General features: G+C 69.8%; 17 protein-coding genes. 10 read left to right on the top strand and 7 right to left on the bottom strand.

Annotated elements, in window-relative coordinates:
- Genes ACYQ5L_RS29265 through ACYQ5L_RS29250 form a run of 4 tightly spaced genes read left to right on the top strand, consistent with a single transcriptional unit; the run spans position 1 to position 2,788 of the window.
- On the top strand, positions 1 to 1,206 hold the full coding sequence (locus tag ACYQ5L_RS29265; protein WP_459961454.1) for a lipase family protein: 1,206 nt from the start codon (positions 1 to 3) through the stop codon (positions 1,204 to 1,206).
- A gap of 1 nt (position 1,207) precedes the next feature.
- The gene (locus ACYQ5L_RS29260; protein ID WP_459961453.1) at positions 1,208 to 1,693 is read left to right on the top strand and encodes a nitroreductase/quinone reductase family protein; all 486 of its coding nucleotides are present in this window, start codon (positions 1,208 to 1,210) and stop codon (positions 1,691 to 1,693) included.
- Between the two features lie 31 nt (positions 1,694 to 1,724).
- Complete coding sequence (locus ACYQ5L_RS29255; RefSeq protein WP_459961452.1) at positions 1,725 to 2,399, top strand: class II aldolase/adducin family protein; 675 nt, start codon at positions 1,725 to 1,727, stop codon at positions 2,397 to 2,399.
- On the top strand, positions 2,396 to 2,788 hold the full coding sequence (locus ACYQ5L_RS29250) for a carbohydrate kinase family protein (protein WP_459961451.1): 393 nt from the start codon (positions 2,396 to 2,398) through the stop codon (positions 2,786 to 2,788). Before ACYQ5L_RS29255 ends, ACYQ5L_RS29250 begins: the two co-directional genes overlap by 4 nt.
- Here the strand turns inward: ACYQ5L_RS29250 and ACYQ5L_RS29245 are convergent.
- Both ACYQ5L_RS29245 and ACYQ5L_RS29240 read right to left on the bottom strand, forming a co-directional pair.
- Positions 2,774 to 3,391, bottom strand: coding sequence for a TetR family transcriptional regulator (locus ACYQ5L_RS29245; RefSeq protein ID WP_459961450.1), 618 nt, complete (start codon positions 3,389 to 3,391; stop codon positions 2,774 to 2,776). The genes ACYQ5L_RS29250 and ACYQ5L_RS29245 overlap by 15 nt on opposite strands.
- Before the next feature lie 40 nt (positions 3,392 to 3,431).
- Positions 3,432 to 4,739: a M14 family zinc carboxypeptidase gene (locus tag ACYQ5L_RS29240; protein ID WP_459961449.1), complete on the bottom strand. Its 1,308-nt coding sequence runs from the start codon at positions 4,737 to 4,739 to the stop codon at positions 3,432 to 3,434.
- A 160-nt stretch (positions 4,740 to 4,899) separates the two neighbouring features.
- Between ACYQ5L_RS29240 and ACYQ5L_RS29235 the strand changes: the two genes are divergently transcribed.
- The 4 genes from ACYQ5L_RS29235 (at position 4,900) to ACYQ5L_RS29220 (ending at position 9,680) form a co-directional block, all read left to right on the top strand.
- Positions 4,900 to 5,598: a class I SAM-dependent DNA methyltransferase gene (locus tag ACYQ5L_RS29235; RefSeq protein WP_459961448.1), complete on the top strand. Its 699-nt coding sequence runs from the start codon at positions 4,900 to 4,902 to the stop codon at positions 5,596 to 5,598.
- A 92-nt stretch (positions 5,599 to 5,690) separates the two neighbouring features.
- Positions 5,691 to 7,859 carry an MMPL family transporter gene (locus ACYQ5L_RS29230; protein WP_459961447.1) on the top strand — a complete coding sequence of 723 codons (2,169 nt, stop codon included), beginning with the start codon at positions 5,691 to 5,693 and terminating at the stop codon, positions 7,857 to 7,859.
- A gap of 5 nt (positions 7,860 to 7,864) precedes the next feature.
- Positions 7,865 to 9,037 carry a sensor histidine kinase gene (locus ACYQ5L_RS29225; protein ID WP_459961446.1) on the top strand — a complete coding sequence of 391 codons (1,173 nt, stop codon included), beginning with the start codon at positions 7,865 to 7,867 and terminating at the stop codon, positions 9,035 to 9,037.
- 1 nt (position 9,038) lies between these two features.
- Positions 9,039 to 9,680 carry a response regulator gene (locus ACYQ5L_RS29220; RefSeq protein ID WP_459961445.1) on the top strand — a complete coding sequence of 214 codons (642 nt, stop codon included), beginning with the start codon at positions 9,039 to 9,041 and terminating at the stop codon, positions 9,678 to 9,680.
- On the opposite strand, the gene ACYQ5L_RS29215 is transcribed toward ACYQ5L_RS29220, so the two are convergent.
- Complete coding sequence (locus tag ACYQ5L_RS29215) at positions 9,667 to 11,133, bottom strand: MFS transporter (RefSeq protein ID WP_459961444.1); 1,467 nt, start codon at positions 11,131 to 11,133, stop codon at positions 9,667 to 9,669. The two genes, ACYQ5L_RS29220 and ACYQ5L_RS29215, sit on opposite strands and share 14 nt — an antisense overlap.
- A gap of 203 nt (positions 11,134 to 11,336) precedes the next feature.
- Between ACYQ5L_RS29215 and sigJ the strand changes: the two genes are divergently transcribed.
- Positions 11,337 to 12,257 (top strand): RNA polymerase sigma factor SigJ, encoded by a 921-nt coding sequence (sigJ, locus tag ACYQ5L_RS29210; RefSeq protein WP_459961443.1) that lies wholly within the window; start codon positions 11,337 to 11,339, stop codon positions 12,255 to 12,257.
- A 19-nt stretch (positions 12,258 to 12,276) separates the two neighbouring features.
- On the opposite strand, the gene ACYQ5L_RS29205 is transcribed toward sigJ, so the two are convergent.
- Genes ACYQ5L_RS29205 through ACYQ5L_RS29190 form a run of 4 tightly spaced genes read right to left on the bottom strand, consistent with a single transcriptional unit; the run spans position 12,277 to position 15,812 of the window.
- A complete protein-coding gene (locus ACYQ5L_RS29205; RefSeq protein WP_459961442.1) occupies positions 12,277 to 13,263 on the bottom strand; it encodes a glycine betaine ABC transporter substrate-binding protein in 987 nt (328 codons plus the stop codon).
- Complete coding sequence (locus ACYQ5L_RS29200; RefSeq protein ID WP_459961441.1) at positions 13,260 to 14,009, bottom strand: ABC transporter permease; 750 nt, start codon at positions 14,007 to 14,009, stop codon at positions 13,260 to 13,262. The genes ACYQ5L_RS29205 and ACYQ5L_RS29200 overlap by 4 nt, the downstream gene beginning before the upstream one ends.
- Positions 14,006 to 15,169, bottom strand: coding sequence for an ABC transporter ATP-binding protein (locus tag ACYQ5L_RS29195; protein WP_459961440.1), 1,164 nt, complete (start codon positions 15,167 to 15,169; stop codon positions 14,006 to 14,008). The genes ACYQ5L_RS29200 and ACYQ5L_RS29195 overlap by 4 nt, the downstream gene beginning before the upstream one ends.
- Positions 15,162 to 15,812, bottom strand: coding sequence for an ABC transporter permease (locus ACYQ5L_RS29190; RefSeq protein ID WP_459963577.1), 651 nt, complete (start codon positions 15,810 to 15,812; stop codon positions 15,162 to 15,164). Before ACYQ5L_RS29190 ends, ACYQ5L_RS29195 begins: the two co-directional genes overlap by 8 nt.
- A gap of 147 nt (positions 15,813 to 15,959) precedes the next feature.
- On the opposite strand from ACYQ5L_RS29190, the gene ACYQ5L_RS29185 reads away from it, so the two are divergent.
- Entirely contained in the window at positions 15,960 to 16,871 is a 912-nt protein-coding gene (locus ACYQ5L_RS29185; RefSeq protein ID WP_459961439.1) for a ketopantoate reductase family protein, read from the top strand.
- Positions 16,872 to 16,883 lie beyond the last annotated feature (12 nt).

The raw sequence follows: 16,883 nt of genomic DNA, 5'->3' as shown, positions 1-16,883 counted from the left end.
ATGCCGTCAGCTCGAATAAAGCATTTCCTGCTGCTGACCGCTCTGCCCGCGCTGCTGCTGGCTCCGGCCACCGCGGCGGCGGCGCCGATCTATCCGATACCGAATCCCGATCCATTCTTCGCCGCACCCCCCGATATCGATTCCAAGGCGCCCGGTGAGGTATTGGCGGTGCGCCCGATGCCGCCGCTGTTCACATTCCCGGGCGCCCGGGTCACCCTGGTCAAATTCCGGTCGACCAATTCCACCGGCGCACCGATCGCGGCCACCACCACGGTGCTCACCCCCATGAACCACCGGCCCGGCGCGCCGCTGCTGTCCTATCAGCACATCATCAATGGCCTCGGCACGAAATGCGCTGTCTCCCAGGTGCTCTACACCTCGGACCCGAACCTGCAGGTCAAGGAGGCCCCCGCGCTCAATGCCGTGCTCGCGCGCGGCTGGTCGATCGCGCTGCCCGATCACCTCGGCCCGAACTTCGCCTACGGCGCGGCGCGCCTGGGCGGCCTGATCACCCTCGACGGCATTCGCGCCGTACAGCGCGTGGCCGAACTCGGCCTGGGCGCCAGCCCCGTCGCCATGCTCGGCTATTCCGGCGGCGGGATGGCCACCGCCTGGGCCGCGGCGCTGCAGCGCGAGTACGCCCCGGAACTGAACCTGGTCGGCGCGGCCGAGGGCGGCGTGCCGATGAACCTGGTGAAGATGATCGAGGGCCTCGGCTATCAGCGCCATCCGGTCTTCGGCCTGGCCATCGCCGCCGCCATCGGCATGGAACGCGAGTATCCGGAACAGCTGCCCATCAGCGACCACATGAACCCGACCGGCCTGGCCATTCGCGACAGCATCGCCAACGGATGCACCAATGACATCCTGCTGGCCGGGGCCGGCCGCGGCGTCATGGACGTCGCCACCTCCATCTCGCTCATCGGCGACGCGGAGGCGCGCGAGGTGGTGGAGGCCAACAGCCTCGAACTGCACGACGGCATTCCGATGGCCCCCATCTACGAGTGGCATGCCCCGCAGGACGCGCTCATTCCGGTGGACGCCATCGACAACACCATGCACCGCTACTGCACGGCGGGCGTGCCGGTGCTGTCGGAATTGTTCTCCAGCCCCGACCATCTCAGCACCGCCGTGCTCGGCATCCCGTCCGCGGTCAGCTGGATCGATGCCCGCTTCCGCGGCGAACCCGCCCCGAGCAACTGCTGATATGCACACCCCGACCCTGCCCGAGCGCGACCATCACCAATTCCAGCGGCGCGTCATCGCGGCGTTCCGCGCGAACGGGGGCCGGGTCGGCGGCCGCTTCGCCGGGACCAGCCTGGTGCTGCTGACCACCGTCGGCGCCCGCACCGGGCTGCGGCGCACCAATCCGCTGGCGTACGTGGAGGTCGGCGGCCACCCCGTGGTGGTCGCCCGTGGACTGGGTGGGGCGCGACTCCCCGCCTGGTACCACAACATTCGCGCGAACCCCGCGGTCACCGTGGAGATCGGCGCCGAGATCCACGATGGCGTGGCCAGGATCGCCCCGGCCGCCGAGCGCGACGACCTGATCGCCCGCATCATCGAACGGGCCCCGGACTTCCGGGAGCACCTCGCCGACCCGAATCGGACAGTACCCGTGGTGATCCTGCACCGCGTGCCGCGCCGCCGCGAGACCCGGCGCTCGCGGACAGCCGGGCGGATCCCACGCTGACCGAGCGGACGTTCGGTTAGCGTGTGGCCTTGTGGACGACCCGAAGCTCACGAGAATCCGTGCGGAGGTGGCGGCGGCCGGACGACGGCTCGCTGCCGAAGGACTGCTGATCGGCACTGCCGGCAATGTCAGCGCCCGCGCGGACGATCTGATCGCGGTCACCGCGACCGGAGTGGTGCTCGCGCACACCACGACCGACGAGGTGACGGTGGTGGACGCCGAGGGCACGGCGGTGGCCGGGGAGCTGGCCCCCACCTCGGAACTCGAACTGCACCTGGGCATCTACGCGCGCTACGGCGCCGGAGCCGTCGTGCACACCCACTCGCCCAAGGCCACCGCGCTGTCCCTGGTGCTCGACGAGCTGCCCTGTGTGCACTATCAGCAGCTCCTCCTCGGCGGCGCGATCCGGGTCGCCCCGTTCGCGCCCTTCGGCACCACCGAACTGGCCGAATCGGTGCTGGCGGCGCTCGACGGCAAACAGGCCGCCCTACTGGCCAATCACGGCGCGGTCGCCCTCGGGCCGACGCTCGACGCCGCGGTGGAGAACGTGCTGCTGCTGGAATGGGCGTGTGATCTCTACCTGACGGCCGCCGCGCTCGGTACCCCGCGCGCCCTCGACCAGGCCCAGCAGCAAGCGGTCATCGCGGCCGCCTTCGCCCGGGGATACGGCAAGCCCCGGCAGCTCGACACGAAGGAAAGCTCATGACGCACACCGTCATCTGTCTCGGCGCGCACGTCTTCGACGTGCAGGTCCGGCCGGTCGACGCCATCCCCGAGGGGCGGGGCGCGCAGCTCGTCGACCGGGGCGTCGGCTGTGTGGCGGTCACCGATGGAGCCGCGGGCGCGCTGGTCGTCACGGCCTCGGAAACCATTGCCGTGCCGGCCTTCCCGGTCGAGGTCGTCGACACCGTCGGCTGCGGTGACGCGTTCTCCGCCGGGTTCCTGCGCGTTATCGGTCTGGGCCGCCATCCGCGCGCGGGCGCAGTATTGGGTTGTGCCGCGGCCGCGCAGGTGGCGCGCGGACTCGGCAGCGATCACGGCGATTTCGATCTGGCCGCGCTGGACGAGTTCACCGCGCTCTCAGTGCGCCAGTGACGCCAGTGCCGCTGCGGCGCTGTGGAAATCGTCCTCGGTGACGGTGTCCGGGGCGAGTACCGCGCGCTGGGCGAGGCCGCCCAGCAGCGCGTTCACCGCGACCGCGATCCGGTGCGCCTGTTCGGCATTCGTGCGGGGCGCGGCGGGATCGGCCGCGAGCCGGCGATCGGTCAGCAGTTCGGAGATGCGTTTGTCGCCGGCGCCGGTGATGGCCTCGACGAGGATCTCGCCGATGGCCGGATCGCGCAGGGCCGCACTGGTCAATTCCAGCTCGAAGGCCATGTGCCGGCGCGCCCGGTCGTCGGTGGCCGTTCGGAAGTAGTGGGCGGCGAGGCCGTGCAGCACCGCCGTCACGGTGAGGTCCGGATCCTCCAGCTCCGCCGTGGAGGCGTCGATGCGGTCGCCGACCTGCTCCACGGTGGCCGCCAGCAGTTGCTGCTTGCTGCCGAAGATCGAATAGACGGCCCCGGTGGTGACGTCGGCGCGCTCGGCGATGTCCTCGAGCCGGGCGGCGGCGTAGCCCTTGGCCGCCATTTCGGCAATGGCGGCCTCGATCAGGGCCGCCCGATTGCGTTGCCGGGCCTCGGCGCGGGTCAGGCGCATCGCATCCCTTCGGTCGGCGGTACGGCTCCGACAGTAGCGGTCAGATCGGCAGGCCGTCGCGCAGCCTGGTCACCGCCGTCAGGATGGCGGCGGCCTGAATGGCGACGAGGCGGTCCAGCCGTACCGGCTCGCCGGGGGCCTCGCGTTCGATCTCGGCGCACCACCGCTCGAAGAGGGCGCCGAACCGCGCGCGCTCCGCCTCGGCCGCGGGTGAGACGGCGGATTCCGCCGCGAGCATGCGAACCAGCATGCCGCCCAGCCGCAATCGCAGCAGCGCCGCCCACTGGTACTGCTCGGCGAAGATCTCCGCCCGTGTGGCATTCCGCTCGGGAGCGCGGGCGGCGCGTTTGGCGGCGGCGAAATTCCGGACCGATCCGAGCAGGGCCGTGACGGCCGGCCGGAACGGATTGGCTACGGCCGGTTCGGCGCCGACCCGGTCCAGGACCGCGCTCACGGCCTGCGCGGTGTCCTCGTAATGCGCCGCGGCGGACCGCAGGACCTCCGCCAAGGGGCGATCACCGGGTGAGTCGTCCGATACGCGCGGGTCGGTCCACAGCGGCAGTTCGCAGACCAGCACGGCGGTGCCGTAATCGAGGGTGTAATCGTGGGCGCCGCCGCCGGTGAACTCGGCCAGCGGGTCCGCGCCCGTCTCGGCCAGGGCATCGCACATGTGCGCCACGGTCGGCAGTTCGAATACCCCGGGCGCGCGCAGACCGGCGCCGGGCGCATCGGGTTCGCCCTGATGGATCGGCACGCCGTGCTCGAGGAGCCGCCCGGTCAGCGCCGACCAGTAGTCCTCGTCGCCTCCGGTCGTATAGAAGAACCCGCCGCCGAAATCGGCATTGTGCAGCGAGGCGATGAACTCGGGCCGGGCCGAGTCGATCAGTTTCATCAACGCCAGGGTCTCCGGCATGGGCGTTCCGATCTCCCGGTCCCGCCAGCGGGCCGGGAACGACCACTCGGGCTGCTCGACGCCCGGCGGCCGGAACACATTGCGCGACACGTGTGTCCGAGTGAACGGGCCGCGGTACCAGCCTTCGTTCAGGCGCGTGCCGTCCGGATCGATGCACGGCACGAAATGCCAGGTCGCTCCCAGTCCCTTGCGCAGGTCCTCGTCCCCGGCCAGCCGCGAGAGCAGATGCCGGATCGTCGCCATCCCGATCGGCTCGTTGGGATGCGGATTGCCCAGCACCACGAGTTGTCGCGGCCCGGAACCGATTTGCACGTCCCGAATCGGATCACCCGCCCGCGACCGCCCGATCTCGTTGATCTGCACCAGGGTCGGCTGCTCGGCGGCCAACCGGTCGATGAACGCGTTCAGTTCGTCCACGGTGGGGTATGCCGTCATCGGCTCCACGGTCCCGACACTTCGCATGATTTCGTCCATGGCCGCCTCCAGCGCTCACGTTGGACTAGTAATCAAACTACTACCGTAATTAAATTACGATAAGTGGACGCCGCTGTAAATGGCTGGGCGGCGGCCGGTCTCGGGCGGAATACTGCCGGGCATGCCAACCTTCGCGGATTTCGATCGCCGGAACTATCGCACCGTTGATGCCGTCACCGGATACGACGGCTGGGCCGCCACCTACGAGCAGACCGTCATGGACGAGATGGACCTGGCCTTGCTGGATCGCCTCGACGTGCGCTGGGACCGGATCGGGCGGGCGGCCGATCTGGGGTGCGGAACCGGGCGCACCGGGAGCTGGTTGCGGGGCAAGGGGATCACCGAGATCGACGGCGTCGATTCGAGTTCCGGAATGCTGACGCTGGCCCTGGGACGGGGAGCGCACACGACCCTCGCCCAGGCGGATGTGCGGGAGAGCGGATTGACCGGCGGCGCTTACGATCTGGTCATCTCCTCGCTGGTGGACGAGCACCTGCCGGACCTGCGGCCGTTCTACGCCGAGGCGCGGCGGCTGGCCGCTCCCGGCGCGACATTCGTGCTGGTGAGCTATCACCCGCAGTTCATGATGGTCACCGGAATGCCCACCCACTACACCGCCGGATCGGGGGAGCCGCTGGCGATCACCACCAACCTGCACTTGTTCAGCGATCACGTCACCGCGGGCGTGGCGGCCGGATGGCGGCTGACCGAGATGCGCGAGGCGCTGGTGGACGACGCCTGGCTCGAGGCGAAGCCGAAATGGGCGGAGCTGCGCGGGCATCCGTTCACGATGGCGCAGGTCTGGACGCTCGCGGACTGACGCGGAGCGGGCTCGTGTCCACCGGTCGGTGGACACGAGGTTCGACCGGTCGGGGCTGTCCGGGGCCGGAGGCCGGATAGCAGCATTCACGTATGCGAAATCGCCTGGTGGCCATAGCCGGTTGGAGCGCGAGTCGTCCGTGGCTCGCCATAGTCGGATGGTTCGTGTTCGTCGCGTTGTGCCTCGCGGTGGGGGCGGGAATCGGCGGGCGGGACGCCGCCACCGAGGATTTCCGGATCGGTGAGGCCGGGCGGGGCGAGGCGCTCGCCGCCTCGGGCGGATTGCAGCAGCGGGCCGTGGAGCGGGTGCTGATCACCGATCACGGGGCGCGGCTGGACGGAGCCGCCGAGCGCGCCGCACAGGAGATATCCGCTCGGATGCGGGCGCTGCCCGAAGTGGAGTCCGTTGCCGCACCGGTGTATTCGGCGGACGGCGCCGCGCTGCGGGTCGATGTGACCGTGACCGGCTCGGAACTCGACGGCGACAAGCACGTGGGCGCGCTGCGGGCGCAGACCGCCGAGGTGCAGCGGGTCAATCCCGGACTGCTGATCGAGGAGACCGGCGGGCCGTCGATCAGCAGCGGCGTCGACGCACTGCGCGGGCGGGATCTGGCGCGTACCGAGATGATCGCGCTGCCGGTCACCTTGCTCACGCTGCTGCTGGTCTTCCGCTCGGTGGCCATGGCGCTGGTGCCGGTGCTGCTGGCCGTATCGTCCATCGCGGCCGCGATCGGATTGTCGATGGTGGCCTCACATGTGTTCCCGGACAATGGGATCGGCGCCAATATCATTCTGCTCATCGGGATGGCGGTCGGGGTCGACTACACGCTGTTCTATCTGAAGCGCGCGCGGGAGGAGAAGGCGCGTTCCGGCGGCGCGCTGGACGCGCGGGCGCTGGTGGGACTGGCGGCGGCGACCTCGGGGCGGGCGGTCGTGGTGTCCGGGCTCGCGGTCGTGATCTCCACGGCGACGCTGTATCTCGCCGATGACGTGATCTTCTCCTCGATCGCCACCGCCGCGATCCTGGTCACCCTGGTGGCGATGGTCAGCTCGCTCACCGCGCTGCCCGCACTGCTGACGGTGCTCACCGAACGAGCCGACCGCCGGGCCGCCCGGAAATCGGCCGGACCCGCACGCGCGCACCGGGAATCGTCGGACGGCGGGCGGTTCACCGGCTTCGTGCTGCGCCGGATCGCGGCGAGGCCCGGTGCGGGACTGCTGGTTTCGGTACTCGCCATGCTGGCGCTCACGATGCCGCTGCTCGGTCTCGAGCTCACCGATATGGGACGGGAGACGCATCCGCGCATCATCCCGGCCATGCGGACCTTCGACCGGCTCAATGCCGCCTTCCCCGAACTGAAGTCGATGCACCAGGTGGTCGTGGCGGCCGACCCGGCCCGGGCCGACGAGGTCACGAGCGCACTGCGCGCCCTCGCCGAGCGGGCCGCGACCGATCCCGGCCTGACCGGCGGCGCCGCACTGCGCACCTCGGCGGACGGCCGGGTCAGCCTGCTGGAACTGCCCGTCCCGCACCATGTCAGCGAGAAGGCGGCCACCGCCTCGCTCGAGCGGGTGCGCGCGGACTACCTCCCGGCCACGATCGGCGCGCTCCCCGATATCGACTACGCGGTGACCGGCGACGTCGCCCGCTACGCCGATTACCCGGCGCACCAGAAGGCGAAGCTGCCATTGATCATCGGGGCGCTGCTGCTGGTGACGTTCGCGCTGACCGTGGTGGCCTTCCGGTCGGTGATCCTCGGCGCGATCGGAGTGGTGCTGAACCTGCTGTCGGCCGGAGCCTCGCTCGGCCTGCTGACGCTGGTCTTCCAGCGCTCCTGGGCCGAGAACCTGCTGGACTTCACCTCGACCGGCAGCATCGGGTCGCGGGTTCCGCTGCTGCTGTTCGTGATCCTGTTCGGGCTGTCCATGGATTACCAGGTCTTCGTCCTGAGCCGGATCAAGGAGGCCGTGGACGCCGGAGCGCCCGCCCGCCGGGCCGTGCTGGACGGCATCGGCGCCTCGGCGGGCGTGGTGACCAGCGCCGCCTTCGTCATGGTCACGGTATTCGCCAGCTTCATCCCGCTGCACATCCTGGAGATGAAGCAGATGGGCTTCGCGCTGGCCGCGGCCGTGCTGCTGGACGCGTTCGTCATCCGGATCGTCATCCTGCCCGCCGTGCTGCTCCTGCTGGGGGAACGCACCTGGTGGCCGGTCCGGCCCGTCGCCGCCACGGCGGGCCGCACGCCGGTGAAAGTAAGCTGAGCGAAATGAACCACCGCCCGCGCACCGAGGACCGGTTCCGGATCCGGATGCTGCGGCGGTGGTACATCGGCCTCTGGGTGCTGGGCGGCCTGTGGCCGCCGCTGGTCGCCATGCACGACCGCGATCCGGCCACCCGGGCGGTGGTCTTCGCGCTGGTGGCGGTGCTGGGCGTGAGTTACCTGATCCTGTTGATGTTCCCGCGTAATCCCGTGCTGCGGCCGAATGTCTTCCTGGCGGTGCTGATCCTGGTACTGGGCGCGACGGCCATCCCCCTCGAAGGCGGCGCGGCGTTCTTCATCGTGTCGCTGCCCATGTTCTGGATTCACACGCGGACCGCGCGTCGGGCGGTCGGGTTCACCGTCGCGGCCGCGGTGGCCACGCTGATCGGGACCCTCATCGGGCCGATCTATTCGCCGGGCAATACGGTTTTCACCCTGCTGGGCCTGGCGGGCGGCATCCTGCTCGGGCTGTGGATGGACCGGGTGATCAGGCAGGGCGACGAGCGCGCCCGCGTGCTCGGGGCCGAACTGGAACGGGCGCAATCGGAATTGGCCGCGGCGCATCAGCGGCAGGGTGCGGCCGAGGAGCGCGAACGGCTGGCGCGGGAAATCCACGACACGCTCGCGCAGGGTTTCGCCTCCATCATCATGCTGGCGGAGGCGGCCCGGAACGGGATCGAGAACGACCCGGCGACCAGTGCCAAGCAGCTGCTGTCGATCGAGCGCACCGCCCGCGAGAACCTCACGGAGGCCCGCGTTCTCGTCGGCTCGGCCCCGGCCTCCGGCGGCGCGACCGGTGGGATCGCGCCCTCGCTGCGGCGCGTCCTCGACCGTTTCGCCGAGGACACCGGGCTGACCGTGCTCGCCGATCTGGCGGACGTCGAGTGCGATCAGCCCACCCGCATCGCGCTGCTGCGCTGCACGCAGGAGTCGCTGGCGAATGTGCGCAAACATGCGGGGGCGAGCACGGTGAGCCTCGTCCTGACCGATGCCTGCGCCGGGCTCGAACTCGAAATCACCGACGACGGACTCGGATTCACGCCGAGCGCGGCCCGCGGCTTCGGGCTCGACGGCATGCGCAACCGGCTCGCCGAACTCGGCGGCGAGCTCACCGTGACCAGCGCGCCCGGCGAGGGCACCCGCGTCTTCGCCCTGCTACCCCACCCCGATCGGAGCTGACATGCCCGAACCCCTGCGCCTGATCCTCGCCGACGACCACATCGTCCTGCGGGCGGGCCTGGCCGCCCTGCTGGCCGCCGAACCCGGCATCGACATTGTCGGCGAGGCCGAAAACGGCAGCGCCGCCATCGAACTCGCCGAGGCCCTGAAACCCGATGTGGCCCTGCTGGATCTGCGCATGCCGGTGCTCGACGGCGTCGCCGCCACCCGCGAGATCACCGCCCGCACCGGCACCCGCGTCCTCATCCTCACCACCTACGACACCGACTCCGACATCGAACGCGCCATCGAAGCCGGCGCCATCGGCTACCTGCTCAAGGACACCACCCGCGACCAACTCGTCGAAGCCATCCGGGCCGCCGCCCGCGGCCGCACCGTCCTCGCCCCACGAGTCGCCGACCTGCTCATCGCCCGCATGCGCCGCCCGGACCCGATCCCCTTGACCCCCCGCGAAATCGACGTCCTGCAAGCCGTGGCCGCCGGCCTGTCCAATCCCGACATCGGCAAGCGCCTCACCATCGCCGAGGCCACGGTCAAGACCCACCTGCTGCGCATTTTCGCCAAACTCGACGTCAGCGACCGCACGCACGCCGTGGTCGTCGCCATGGACCGTGGCCTCCTGCCCCGCGTTATGCGGCAATGACTTCCGCGCCCGAGGGGGCGGGTTCGGGGTCTGCGCCGCGGGTGTCGGCGGTGCGTACGCCGATGACGGCGGCGGCCAGGGCGAGGAAGCCGCCGACGAGGAGGGCTAGTTGGAAGCCGGAGGTCATGGCGTCCGGGGTGGGGGCGCCCGCGGTGAGTTCGTCGGTGGTGCGGGAGGTGGCGATGGCGGTGAGGATCGCGATGCCGAGTGCGCCGCCGAGTTGTTGGGCCGTATTCAGCAGGGCCGCGGCCAAACCCGCTTGTTCGGTGGGGACTCCGGCGTTGGCGGCCGTGTTGGCGGCGACGAAGACCGCGCCCGCGCCGACGGCCATGACCAGCATGCCGGGGAGGATGTCGGTGAGGTAGGAGCCGTCGGTGGGGATGCGGGACAGCCACAGCAGGCCGAGGCCGGTGATCGCCGCGCCGACCACGATGAACGGGCGGGTGCCGGTGCGGGCGAACAGTTTTGCCGACAGGCCGGCGGCGACGGCCAGCACCAGGCTGAACGGGAGGTAGGCCAGGCCCGCTTCGAGTTCGCTGAAATCGAGGACCGACTGCATGTAGAGGGTCAGGAAGAAGAACATGGCCAGCATGCCGGCGGCGATGCTGAGGTAGGCCAGGTTCGCGGCGGCCAGGCCCTTGATGCGGAAGATGGACAGCGGGACCAGGGGAGCGGCGGCGCGGGATTCATTGACCACGAAGGCGATCAGCAGGGCGGCGGCGACGGCGAGCATGACGAGGGTGCGGGCGTCGCCCCAGCCGTGATCGGGGGCCTTCACCAGGGCGTAGACCAGCAGCATGAGGCCGCTGGTGGCGAGCGCGGTGCCGAGAACGTCGAAGCCGCCGCGGATTTCATTGCGGCTGTCATCGGGAATGAGCGCCGGAATCGCGGCCAGCACCAGCAGGCACACCGGGGTGTTGACGTAGAACACCCAGCGCCAGCCCGGTCCCTGGGTGAGCAGGCCGCCCAGCAGCACGCCGGAGGCCGAGGCCAGCCCGGCCGCGCCGCCCCAGATGCCCAGGGCGGTATTGCGATCGGATCCCTCACGGAAGCTGGTCGTCAGGATCGACAGCGCGGCGGGCAGCATGAGCGCGGCGCCCACGCCCTGCGCGAGCCGCGAGCCGATCAGCAGGCCGCCGTCCCGGGCGAGCCCGCCGGTCGCCGAGGCGATCGCGATGAGCACGGTGCCGGTGATGAGCACCCGGCGGCGGCCCAGTAGATCGGCCAGCCGACCGCCCAGCAACAGCAACCCACCGTAGGTGAGCATGTAACCGCTGGTGACCCATTGCAGCGTCGACACGGACATGCCCAGCTCGTGCTGGATGGTCGGCAGCGCGACATTGACGATCGAACCGTCGACGAAATCCAGGAATGCGACCGTGCACAGCAGCGCCAAGGTCAGTTTGCCGCGGCGGGTCGCCAGGAACGAGGGTGTTTCGGTGGATGGGAGCACTGGCGGTGTCCTTCACTTCGGGGGACGGACCGTTGTCGTCCGTTCGCCAACCCAGAGCCGCACGGGCCGGGGAGCGTGACACCGAGCGATTCACATCACATCCGGCATCGGGACGTCACGTTTTCCGCGCCGTTTCCCACCAGCGAAGCGATACCCCCGTGCCGCCGTGCGGCAAGATGACGGCAGGACCCCGAGGAGATGCGATGAGCGAGAGCACCGATCACGAGGCGACCGAGATTTTCGCCGCCCACCGCGAACTGCTGTTCTCCATCGTCTACAACATGCTCGGCAGCGTCGCCGACACCGAGGACGTGCTGCAGGACACCTGGCTGGCCTGGGTCGGCCGCAATCGCCCCGGCGCCGAGGAGATCACCAGCCCGCGTGCGTATCTGGTGCGCATCGCCGTCAACCACGCGCTGTCCCGGCGCACCCTGGAATCCCGCCGCCGCGAAACCTATGTCGGCCCTTGGCTGCCCGAGCCCCTGGTCAGCGACCTCCCCGAGGTCCGCGACAGCGCCGACGCCGCCGATCCCACCCTGCGCGCGGAAACGGTGTCACTGGCCATGCTGGTGGTCCTGGAGACCCTCACCCCGCTCGAACGCGTGGTCTTCGTCCTGCACGACGTCTTCGGCTACCCGCACGCCGAGATCGGCGAAATCCTCTCCCGCGAAACCCCGGCCATCCGCCAGATCGCCCACCGCGCCCGCTCCCACGTGCACGCCCGTCGCCCCCGCTACCAGGCGGACCCGCAGGTCCAGCGCGCCGTCACCGAGAAATTCCTGGCCGCCCAGGTGGGTGGCGACGTCACCGCCCTGCTCGCCCTGCTCGCCCCCGACGCCACCTTCTGGTCCGACGGCGGCGGCAAATCCCGCGCCGCCCTGCGCCCGGTCCACGGCGCCGACAAGATCGCCCGCCTCATCACCAGCCCCCTGGTCGTCGACAGCGTCCCCGATCTCGGCATCACGCACCGCTGGGTCAATGGCGACCCCTCGGCCGTCGTCATGTCCGGCGATTCCCCCTACGCCGTCGTCGTCCTCGACATCGACCCGGACACCGAGCTGGTCCGCGGCATCTACGCGGTCCGCAACCCGGACAAGCTCTCCCACATCGACGGCTTCAACTGAGCACTCGGGCCGATGCCGATCAGGGGATGGTGATGAAGCCCTGGGCGGCCATCCATTCGCGGGCGACGGTGGCGGGTTCGCGGCCCTCGACGTCGACCTTGCGGTTGAGGTCGGTGACGGACTCGTTGGTGAGCAGGCGGGAGATGGGGGTGAGGACCTCGATGACCTGTGGGTGGGCGCGGGCGAAGTCTTCGCGCATGACGAGGGCGGCGTTGTATCGGGGGAAGAAGCCGAGGTCGTCCTCGAGCAGGCGGAGGTCGAGTGCGGGGATGCGGCCGTCGGTGGCGGCGACCGAGCCGAAGCGGCATTGGCGGGCGTCGGCGGTGGATTGGTAGACGATGGCGTCGTCGACCACCTGTTTCTGGACCTTGGCGGTGTCGATGCCGTATTTGCGGGCCAGGCCGGGGAAACCGTCTTGGCGGACGTTGAATTCGGTTCCTACGCAGGTGGATCCGGCTGCTGGATCGGTATTGATCAGGGCGGCGTACTGGGACAGGGTGCGGACGCCGGTTTCCTCCGCGGTGCGGGCGCTGGTCGCGATGGCGTAGGTGTTGTTCATGGGAGCCATGGCGGCCCAGACCATTCCGTGCGCGGCGAGGTCGGCGTCGCGCACGGCCGTGAATTGGGCGTCCGAGCCCGGGATGGGAGATTCGTTGCCCAGGTAGTTGATCCAGCCGGTGCCGGTGTAGTCGTAGGCGATATCGACCTGGCCCCGGAGCTGGGCGTCGCGCAGGCTGTTGGAGCCGACGATATCGGTGAGATCGCGGACCTCGGCGCCGGCCGCGTCGAGGGCGAAGGCGATGATCAGGCCGAGGGTTTCCTGTTCGGTGAAATCCTTGGAGCCGACCGTGATTCGCACGCCCTGCAATTCGGGAATCGGCCGGATGCTGCCGGGCTCGACCCGCAGCGGCACCGAACGGCCCGCTTCCAGACCGCAGGAGGAGAGCAGCAGCACGGCGAGCGCCGCCGCGAACAGCGCACAGCCGCACCGGATCCGGGCCCTCATCGCAGCCCCTTCGGTCCGAGGAAGCGCTCCGCCAGCGCGCCCACCCAGTCGACGAGCAGCGCCAGCGCCACCGCCAGCAGCGCGCCCACCCAGAGCGTGACATTGTCGCGCAGCTTGTAGCCGGTATCGATGAGAATGCCAAGCCCGCCCGCGCTCACCAGGAACGACAGGGTCGCGCTGCCCACCGCCAGCACCAGCGAAGTGCGCAGTCCCGCAAGGATGTACGGCACGGCGAGCGGGAATTCGATGCGGCGCAGGACCGTGGCGGCCGACATGCCCTGTCCGCGACCGGCGTCGATGAGCGTGGGATCGACCTGCTGATAGCCGAGGATCGTATTGCGCAGCACCGGCAGCAGCGACAGCAGCACGATGGGGGCCACGCCGATCCAGAACCCGGTGGTGCGGGTGATCAGGTAGAACAGCACGATGAGGCCGATGGCCGGCGCCGCCGCCCCGATATTGGCTATTCCCACGAAAAGTGGTGTGAGACGGCGGAATCGGGGACGCGTGAGCGCGGTGCCGAGCGGAACCGCCAGCACGATGACAATGGCCACCACGGTCGCGGTGATGAGCACGTGCTCCCAGGTGACGGTGGCGATATTGCCCGCGCTCAGGCTGGCCTGCTGGGTGGCGGTGAGCTCCCGGGCGAAGGCCCACACCAGCACTCCGGCGCTCAGCAGCAGGGCGAGCGCCGGCTGCGCGAAGAGCCGGATGCGTTCGGCGCGGCGTTCGGTCTGCGCGGTCATGCCGAGCCGTTTCCGGTATGCGTGCGGATGGCCGACAGGTGCGCGACCAGGGTGTCGATGGTGATCAGGCCCGCGTACACGCCGCGCCGGCCGGTGACGACGGCATTCGCCGTGCTGTCGGCCAGTAGCGCTTCCAGGGCCTCCTGCAAGGTGGAGCGCAGGGAAACGCCCTCGCCCACGGTCGTTCCCGCGTCCCGCAGCGATGACGCCCGTTCGAGCTGGGGGAGCGTGACCCAGCGCAGCGGGCGGCGCTGCTCGTCCAGCACGAGCCCGAAGTCCTTACCGCTCCCGGCGAGCGCGGTGCGCAGCGACTCCACCGAGTCGGTCTCCAGCGCGGTGGCGCACGCACCGAGTTCGACGTCCTGCACGCGGGTCAGCGTCAGCTGCTTGAGCGCCGCATCCGCGCCCACGAATCCGGCGACCGTCGCATCGGCGGGCTTGGCCAGGATGGCACCGGGTGTGTCGTACTGCAGGATGCGAGACCGATTGCCCAGCACCGCGATTCGATCACCGAGCTTCACCGCCTCATTGAAGTCGTGGGTGACGAACACGATGGTCTTGCGCAATTCCGCTTGCAGCCGCAGCAACTCGTCCTGCAGCAGCCCGCGGGTGATGGGATCGACCGCCCCGAACGGCTCGTCCATCAACAGCACCGGCGGATCCGCGGCCAGCGCCCGCGCCACCCCGACCCGCTGCTGCTGACCGCCGGAGAGCTGACGCGGATACCGGTCGCGGAAGGTCCCCGGATCGAGCCCGACCAGATCGAGCATCTCATCCACCCGATCGCCGATCCGCTTGCGATCCCAGCCGATCAGCCCCGGCACTGTCGCCACATTCTTGGCGACGGTGAGATGCGGGAACAGCCCGGCCTGCTGGATCGAATACCCGATCCCGCGCCGCAGCCGATCCGGATTCACCGCCGCGGCATCCTGTCCGCCGATGGTGATCGTCCCCGAACTGGGTTCGATGAGCCGGTTGATCATCCGCATGGTGGTGGTCTTGCCGCAGCCCGACGGCCCGACCAGCACCACCGTCTCCCCGGCGGGAATCGTCAGCGACACGTTCTCCACCGCCGGATCCCGTTGCCCGGAATAGCGTTTGGTGACCGAGTCGAGCACGATCTCGACCCCGGACACGGCCGGTTCGACGGTCTCAGTCACGTATACCCCCGGGAGTGGTCAGTCGTCCGGCGAGGACGAGCAGGGCGTCGAGCAGCAGCGCCAGCACGATGATCAGCACCGTGCCGGTCAGCGCCTGCGGCACCGCGGTCGGCGTGCCCAGCCGCGACAGGCCCGAGAAAATGAGATTGCCCAGGCCGGGGCCCTTCGCATAGGCGGCAATGGCCAGAATGCCCATGATCAGCTGAGTGCTGATCCGCATACCGGCGAGAATGGCCGGCCAGGCCAGCGGCAGTTCGATCGCGGTGAGCACTCGCAGCCGGTTCATGCCCACCCCGCGCGCGGCATCGGTGACCGCGGGATCCACCGCGGACAACCCCACGATGGTATTGCGCAGAATCGGCAGCAGCGCGTAGAGCACCAGCGCGGTAATGGTCGGCGGAACACCCAGTCCCAGAACGGGAATCAGAATTCCGAGCAGGGCGAAGGACGGAATGGTCAGGATGATGCTTGCCGTCGCCGTCGAGACCGCGGAGCCGAGCGGACTGCGGTAGACCAGCGCACCGATCACGATCGACACGATCGCGGCGATGAGCACCGACTGCACCACCGCGGAGACGTGCAGATAGGAATCCGTCACCAGCTGCTCGCGGTGGTCGGTGATATAGGTCCACAGCGTATCCAGTGCCCAGCCCTCCCCTCGGGTCGGCAACGCGGTGAGCATATCGGCAAACAGACCACGCCGTCCGGCATTTCGGGTCGGCTTGGCATGTCCCGCGGGGCGAACAATCTCACAGCTCCGGAAGATCGCCGTGCGCGCACACTGAAACACATGACCGAAAAGCAACCGTGGACCGTGGCGGTACTGGGACCCGGCGGCGTCGGCGGACTGGTGGGCGCGCTGCTCGCCCGCGCCGGACACCGGGTGATCTTCCTCGGCAGCCCGGAAACCGCCCGGACCCTGCACGATCACGGGATTCAGGTGCGCAGCGGGCAGTTCGGCGACTTCACCGTGAAAGTCGAGGCGGATACCGAACTGCGGGAACCGGTGGACGCCTGCCTGGTCAGCGTCAAACAGACTTCCCTCACCGCCGCATTGGCTCGGGTAGCACCGGACGCGCTGGGAGACGGCCTGATCGTGCCGCTGCTCAATGGCATCGAACACCCCGCCCAGCTGCGGGCCCGGTATCGCCCGGAACTGGTCGCGCCCGGCGTTATTCGAGTGGAATCGACCCGCGTGTCGCCGGGCGAGATCGTGCAGGGCAGCCCGTTCGTCGATATCGAGCTCGCCAGCGCCACCGCCCCGCCCGAACGTCTCGACGCTCTGGCCGGGATCCTGAGCGGCGCCGGAATACGCACGCGGACAATGGAAGACGAGGCGGCCGCGCTCTGGGGCAAACTCCTCTTCATCGCTCCCGTCGCCCTCATGACCACCCGCTACCGCAGCCCGGTCGGCGTCATCCGCACCGAGCATCGCGGCGAGTTCGTCGCCCTGCTCGACGAACTCGCCGAGCTCAGCCGGATAGCCGGTCTCCCCGCGGATGTCGACGCGGTACTCCGGTTCTGCGACACCTTCCCGCCGGAGACCAAATCCTCGATGCTGCGCGACGCCGAAGCCGGCCGCCCGCTGGAGGTGGACGCCCTCGGCGGCGCGCTGCTGCGCACCGCCCTGCGGCACGGCGTCGCCATGCCGCTCACCGCACGTCTGGTGGACGAGGTCGCGCGGTCGGGCCCGGCCGCCTAGGCCCGGCGGCAT

It is taken from the genome of Nocardia sp. IFM 10818 (assembly GCF_054655275.1).
Note: the sequence above shows the minus strand (reverse complement) of the source record. Positions and strands in the feature narration are given on the sequence as shown.